The organism is Candidatus Planktophila sp. (assembly GCF_040402315.1).
GTDB lineage: Bacteria > Actinomycetota > Actinomycetes > Nanopelagicales > Nanopelagicaceae > Planktophila.
This window is the reverse complement of sequence record NZ_JBBAMU010000038.1, coordinates 1-6,331: the sequence shown is the minus strand read 5'-3', so window position 1 is coordinate 6,331 and position 6,331 is coordinate 1. Positions and strand designations below refer to the sequence as shown.

The following is a 6,331-nucleotide window of genomic DNA, read 5'->3' as shown; positions in this document are numbered from 1 at the left end:
GTCTTCTTGGCATCCTTAGCAAAAGCCTGCTCGATGAGTGAAACTTCCTTCACAAAACCGGTTACGCGGCCTTCGATAATCTTTGAAAGTGAAGCCTCTGGCTTACCTTCTGCGCGAGCGCTCTCCTCAGCTAGTCGACGCTCGGTTTCAATGAGGTCTGCTGGAACATCTTCGCGATTAACAAAACGCGGTGCAAATGCTGCGATGTGCTGTGCCACATCTTTACCTACTTCGGCTGCTTCCTTTGCAAGTGAGACCAGAACGCCAACCTGTGGTGGCAAATCTGGACTGGTCTTGTGTAGATAAAGCCCAACTGGACCTTGAATTACGGCAACGTTGCGAATCTCAATCTTCTCACCCAGTGTCGCATTTCCTTCATCAATCACAGACTGAACGCTCTTGCCGTTAGCCATGGTTGATGCCAGGAATGTTGCCACATCTGCTGACTTAGCAGAAAGCAGGTGCTCGATCATTTCATCGCCAAGTGCGATAAAACGCTCGCCCTTTGCCACGAAGTCTGTCTCGCAGTTCAGCTCTAGCATGACGCCAACGTCACCTAAAACCTTTGCCACGACCAAACCATTTGAGGTTAAACGACCTTCGCGCTTGGTAACGCCCTTTTGTCCCTTAACCCGAATGATTTCAACAGCCTTGTCATAGTCACCATCTGCTTCATCAAGTGCCTTCTTGCAATCGAGCATTCCTGCTGCAGTTGCTTCGCGAAGGCGCTTTACATCATTTGCTGAATAGTTAGCCAATTTACTTATGCCTCCACTGGTGCATCGGTTGCTGGTGCTGCTGCTTGCAGGATCTCTGTTTCAAGAGCTTCTGCTGCGGCAGCCTCTGCAGTTGCAACCGGAGCTGGCGCAGCTGCGGTGCGAGCCTTAAGGCCCTCAACAATTGCATCAGTGATCACGCGAGTAAGTAACTCGATGGAGCGAATCGCATCATCGTTACCTGGTATCTTGAAATCAACTTCATCTGGATCACAGTTGGTATCAAGGATTGCAATAACTGGAATACCGAGCTTCTTAGCTTCAGCTACTGCCAGGTGCTCCTTCTTAGTATCGACAACCCAGATTGCTGATGGCAACTTGGTCATGTGACGAATACCGTCGAGGTTCTTAAATAGTTTTTCGCGCTCACGGCGAAGAACAAGAAGTTCTTTCTTTGTGAGCAAGAGGTCATTTGCGGTCTCAAGTGCTTCTAGTTCTTTCAGGCGCTGAATACGCTTATAGACAGTTGGGAAGTTTGTCAGCATTCCACCTAACCAGCGCTCTGTAACGGTTGGCATTCCAACGCGAGCTGCTTGATCGATGATTGGCTTGTGCGCCTGCTTCTTTGTTCCTACGAATAGGACGTGGCCACCCTTAGCAACAGTGTCCTTAACGAATGCATAAGCTGAGTCGATAAGTGCAAGTGATTGCTGGATGTCGATGATGTAGATGCCATTGCGTTCAGTGAAAATAAAACGCTTCATCTTTGGATTCCAACGACGAGTCTGGTGTCCGAAGTGGACTCCGCTGTCGAGGAGTTCGCGCATTGTTACAACTGCCATGACGGCACGCTCCTTCTTAGGTTTTTGTGCACAGCACAAGAACCTGCTCGGTTAATGTCTTAACTATTTGCTAAGACCGTCGCACCTACAACGCCGACCATGTCTTTCGACTAGGACCGAAGTGGCTTGTATTCCCTGAAAAGTCAGTTCATACATAGATGCTGAGATGTCACCAGTTTCGCAACTGGTGCGGGGCAAATCTTACCTGCCGCCAAGGGGTGCAAAATCCACGCCCAATTCCCACGCCTCATTCACCGCCTAAGCGCGAGGATGAGCCTGCTTAAAGGCTTTCTGCAATCTTTCGGTTGATACATGGGTATAGATCTGGGTAGTGGCAAGGGATGCATGGCCCAATATCTCTTGCACGGTGCGAAGGTCAGCCCCACCTTCAAGTAGATGTGTTGCAGCTGAGTGGCGAAGTGCGTGTGGTCCCATTCGCTCTACTCCCTCTAGTGCAGAGAGTGCATCATAGACAACGGTGCGAACTGTGCGCTGGTCAATGCGCGCACCACGAGCACCTAAGAAGACCGCCTGGGCTGAGCCACTTCTTGCAATTTCTTCTCTGCCATTTTTTAACCAATCAGCTAACGCCTTCATTGCTGGATTACCCAGCGGGATCATGCGCTGCTTATCGCCTTTACCGATCACTCGTATGGTGTTGCGCTGATAATCGATATCTTCAAGATCTAATCCACAAAGTTCTGATACCCGGGCCCCAGATGCATAGAGAACTTCGACGATGGCGCAATCACGCTTCGACAGCGGGCTCCCTTCCTCGGCCACGCGAGTAGCAAGTGAATCCATGGCAGTGCTTGCGCCACTGACTGTCAGCACTTCCGGCAGCGTGCGGTGACCTCTCGGTGTCGCAAGGGTTGCCCCTACATCTTTCGTTAGGTAGCCCTTCTTAGCGGCCCACTTGGTAAAGAGGCGGATTGAGACCGCTCTACGTGAGAGAGTTGTGCGCGCACCGCCAGTTACTTGTTGGGTTGCCAGCCATGAACGAATGTTTGCAATCGTTACCGCAGAAATATCTTCCACGCCTTGGCTAGCAAGGCTTTGGGTGAAACTAGTGAGATCCCCTAGATATGCACGAATAGTGTGAGCTGAAAGAGTGCGCTCTTTTTCGAGATGGGCGGTGTATTGCGCCAAGATTTTCTCGAAGTGTGACATAGAAGAAGAATATATCCAGTGTTCACCATATCCCTGTCATAAACCGATGCGCATAAGCAACATTTGGACTACCGTGTGATGGTGCGAATCCGGGTTTCTGAGTCTGTCTCTGTTCCATCGATTTCTCGCAGCGCTGACGGATCAGTCGAACTCCTGATCAATACCGAGCTCTCCTATGAAGATATCAAGGCATTTATTGGAGATTTACTCACCGATGACGAGTACCTAATTTTCTACACCTTATGGGCTGATGATTTATCAAAGCGGGTATTTATACCGATAGCAGGCACTTACGACTTCTTTATTAAAAGCCGTTCGTAACTAACGCTTATCTAGCGCGCCCAAGACAATCAATAAAGTTTCAGGCGAAACTTCTAAAACTTCACACAGTGGCGCAATCACATCGATAGATGGCCGGCGATCATGTCGAAAGTAACGCGAAATAGTTCCGCGATCTAGCCCCACCAGATTGGCAAATTCTTCGTAACTGCGAATATCTAATTTGATAAGTCTTTCGGCAAGCCAATCGGATGACTCGGTATTGGTATATCTCCGACTGAGCATCCTGGTCATGGGTAAAAAGTACAGGAGGAAGCCGAAATTTCTACTCCGACTTGCGACCCTGTCGTAGCAGGCCAAAGGTGAGGGCATCTTCTAGGGCCATGGCGGAGGCGGCAATCACGTTTTCGTGCACACCCACGGTATTCCACTCACCCTTTCCATCTGAAGTTTCAATCAGTACCCGAGTGACTGCCCCCGTGCCCAAGCGTCCTTCCAGGATTCGCACTTTATAGTCAGTGAGTTCAAGTGCGGAAAGTTCTGGGTAGAGCTGATTGAGTCCGGCGCGAAGTGCAGTATCAAATGCATTCACCGGACCATTACCAACACCAGAACATGTGATCTCTTTGCCTTGGGCGGTAACTGTTACCTCTGCCTTAGTAACAATTACATTTTTTGCACCACGTTCAGTTGTGGTGAGCCAGTGATCAATGGTAAAAAATGATGGGCGCTTACCTGTTGCTTCTTCCCGTAACAAAAGTTCAAATGAGGCATCGGCGGCTTCAAAGGTGAAGCCCCGAGCTTCCATCTCTTTAACGCGTTCAACAACGCGACCGATGAGTTCGCGATCGCCATTGAGATCTACTCCAAGTTCCATGGACTTAAGTTCCACTGAAGCACGTCCTGCCATATCTGAAACCAACATGCGCATATCATTTCCAACAGATTCTGGATCTTCGTGTTGATACAGCGCCGGATCAACTTTAATAGCAGAGGCGTGGAGCCCGGCCTTATGTGCAAAGGCAGAGACACCGGTGTATGGCTGGCGTGGTGATGGCGAAATATTGGTTACTTCAGCAACTGCATGGGAGATACGAAATGCCTCACGAAGTGCGTTCTGGGGCAGAACTTCTTTCTTCTTCTTCAGCTCAAAGTTGGCAATGATTGTGACCAGGTCAGCGTTACCCGTGCGCTCACCATAACCATTGAGTGTTCCCTGTACATGCGTTGCACCTGCGGCAACTGCTGCCATTGAATTGGCAACTGCGCACCCGGTGTCATTGTGGCAATGGATACCAAGTCGAGCAGCGGAGGCGCCGAGAATATCGTGCACCACATCCGCGATTTCATCAGGCAACATTCCACCGTTGGTATCACACAGTGCAATCACATCGGCGCCCGCTTCAGCTGCAACGCGAACAACTTCTAGTGCGTAAGCACGATTGGCGCGATAGCCATCAAAGAAGTGCTCGGCATCAAGAAATACTCGCTGACCTTCCTGGCGCAAGTGCGTTACCGAATCGCGAATCATTTCTAAGTTTTCAGCCAGCGTTGTCTTCAGTGCAAGCTCCACATGTCGGTCATATGACTTTGCCACCAGTGTTACGGCAGGCGCCCCTGAGTCACGAAGTGCGCCCAGAAGCACGTCATCTGCTGCCTTCACATTTGGGCGACGAGTTGCACCGAATGCCACAAAGGTTGCGTTCTTAAGTTTTAGCTCTTTCTTGGCGAGAGCAAAGAATTCAGTATCTTTTGGGTTGGCCCCCGGCCAGCCGCCTTCAATGAAACCAACACCGAGATCATCCAGGTGGCGGGCGATAGTGAGTTTGTCGTGAACTGAAAGGTTTAAGCCTTCTTGCTGTGCACCATCTCGCAGGGTGGTGTCATATATATGAAAGGCATCGCTGATGCTCACAGTGCAACCTTTTGCATCCAACCGTGCTTATCTTCAATAGTGCCATGTTGGATTGCCAATAAATGGTTGCGGATTTGCATAGTGATTGTGCCGGGTTCACCATCACCTGTTACCCAGGTGCCCATCGCAGATTTTGCCTGTCCGACAGGTGAAACAACAGCGGCTGTGCCGCAAGCAAAGATTTCGGTGATCTCACCAGAAGTCACACCTTTACGCCAGTCATCGATAGAGAGCATGACTTCATCTGTCTTATAACCAAGGTCTTTGGCTACTGAAAGAATTGAGTCACGAGTAATTCCAGGCAACAAAGTTCCGGTTAATTTTGGAGTAATCACAGTTGCAGCGGCGCCTTTACCTTTAACAAAGTAGAGGTTCATGCCGCCCATCTCTTCTACCCATTTACGTTCTTTGGCATCAATCCAGACAACTTGATCGCAGCCTTCTTTTGCAGCAGCTTTCTGAGCAATCAGTGAGGCTGCGTAGTTTCCACCACACTTAGCTTCACCGGTTCCGCCTTGAGCTGCGCGAACATATTCAGTAGAGATCCAGACAGAGACTGCTTTCGAAGGATCAAAATATGCTCCTGCTGGCGTGGCGATAAGAAGATAGGTCGCCTTATTCGTTGGCCGCACACCGAGTCCAACTTCTGTTGCAATCATAAATGGGCGAATATAAAGGGCTTCTCCGATTTTTCCTGGAACCCAACCAGCATCTTGTTTCACAAGAGCTTGAATTGTCTCTAAAAATAACTCTTCTGGCATTTCAGGTAGTGCCAGGCGATTTGCCGATTTAGCAAAGCGTCGAGCATTTGCTTCCGGGCGAAAGAGTGCGATGCCGCCATCAGGTTGGCGATAAGCCTTCATGCCTTCAAAGATTTCCTGTCCATAGTGAAAAACTGCTGTTGCTGGATCAAGAGTTATTGGGCCATAAGCCTTGAGCTCCGGTTCTTGCCATCCCCCACTTTCAGTCCACTCACATACGACCATATGGTCGGTGTAGTACTTTCCAAAACCACAGTTGGCGACTTTTTCTTCGCGCTCTGGAGCAGGAACAGCATGTGGATTAAGAGTGATCTTCATTTACTTCACCAATGCTGCTAACGCTGAACCCACTTCAGTGGTGCTGCGCTTTGTAGTACCGCGTGATGCTAGATCGGAAGCAACAGCCTTTTCAACATCGCGCGCGGCATCATGGAGTTTTAAGTGATCGAGCATCATGGAAATAGACATCACTGTCGCTGTTGGGTCAGCGATATTCTTACCTGCAATATCAGGTGCGGAGCCGTGCACAGGTTCAAACATTGATGGAAATTGACCCGTTGGGTTGATATTGCCAGAGGCAGCAAGGCCAATACCGCCACAGATTGCAGCTGCGATATCGGTCAAGATATCTCCGAAGAGATTATCTGT

Annotated in this window: 8 protein-coding genes; 1 reads left to right on the top strand and 7 read right to left on the bottom strand. The window is 49.6% G+C overall.

Annotation, left to right across the window (positions count from 1 at the left end):
* The 3 genes from tsf to AC9UEP_RS05490 all read right to left on the bottom strand — a co-directional run.
* On the bottom strand, positions 1–758 hold a 758-nt coding region (tsf, locus tag AC9UEP_RS05500), incomplete at its 3' end, for a translation elongation factor Ts (RefSeq protein ID WP_509544867.1).
* 5 nt (positions 759–763) lie between these two features.
* On the bottom strand, positions 764–1,558 hold the full coding sequence (gene rpsB, locus AC9UEP_RS05495) for a 30S ribosomal protein S2 (protein ID WP_509544864.1): 795 nt from the start codon (positions 1,556–1,558) through the stop codon (positions 764–766).
* Positions 1,559–1,816: 258 nt separating this feature from the next.
* Positions 1,817–2,728 (bottom strand): tyrosine recombinase XerC, encoded by a 912-nt coding sequence (locus tag AC9UEP_RS05490; protein ID WP_509544862.1) that lies wholly within the window; start codon positions 2,726–2,728, stop codon positions 1,817–1,819.
* Positions 2,729–2,809: 81 nt separating this feature from the next.
* On the opposite strand from AC9UEP_RS05490, the gene AC9UEP_RS05485 reads away from it, so the two are divergent.
* Positions 2,810–3,049, top strand: a complete 240-nt coding sequence (locus AC9UEP_RS05485; protein WP_509544859.1) for a hypothetical protein — start codon at positions 2,810–2,812, stop codon at positions 3,047–3,049.
* Here AC9UEP_RS05485 and AC9UEP_RS05480 read toward each other — a convergent pair whose 3' ends face one another.
* The 4 genes from AC9UEP_RS05480 to AC9UEP_RS05465 form a co-directional block, all read right to left on the bottom strand.
* Positions 3,050–3,301 carry a helix-turn-helix domain-containing protein gene (locus AC9UEP_RS05480; RefSeq protein ID WP_509544857.1) on the bottom strand — a complete coding sequence of 84 codons (252 nt, stop codon included), beginning with the start codon at positions 3,299–3,301 and terminating at the stop codon, positions 3,050–3,052.
* Between the two features lie 31 nt (positions 3,302–3,332).
* Positions 3,333–4,922, bottom strand: coding sequence for a citramalate synthase (gene cimA, locus AC9UEP_RS05475; protein WP_509544854.1), 1,590 nt, complete (start codon positions 4,920–4,922; stop codon positions 3,333–3,335).
* Entirely contained in the window at positions 4,919–6,001 is a 1,083-nt protein-coding gene (locus AC9UEP_RS05470) for a branched-chain amino acid aminotransferase (RefSeq protein ID WP_509544851.1), read from the bottom strand. The genes cimA and AC9UEP_RS05470 overlap by 4 nt, the downstream gene beginning before the upstream one ends.
* A partial coding sequence (locus tag AC9UEP_RS05465) for an isocitrate/isopropylmalate family dehydrogenase (protein ID WP_509544848.1) occupies positions 6,002–6,331 on the bottom strand: 330 nt, incomplete at its 5' end. It abuts the gene before it with no gap.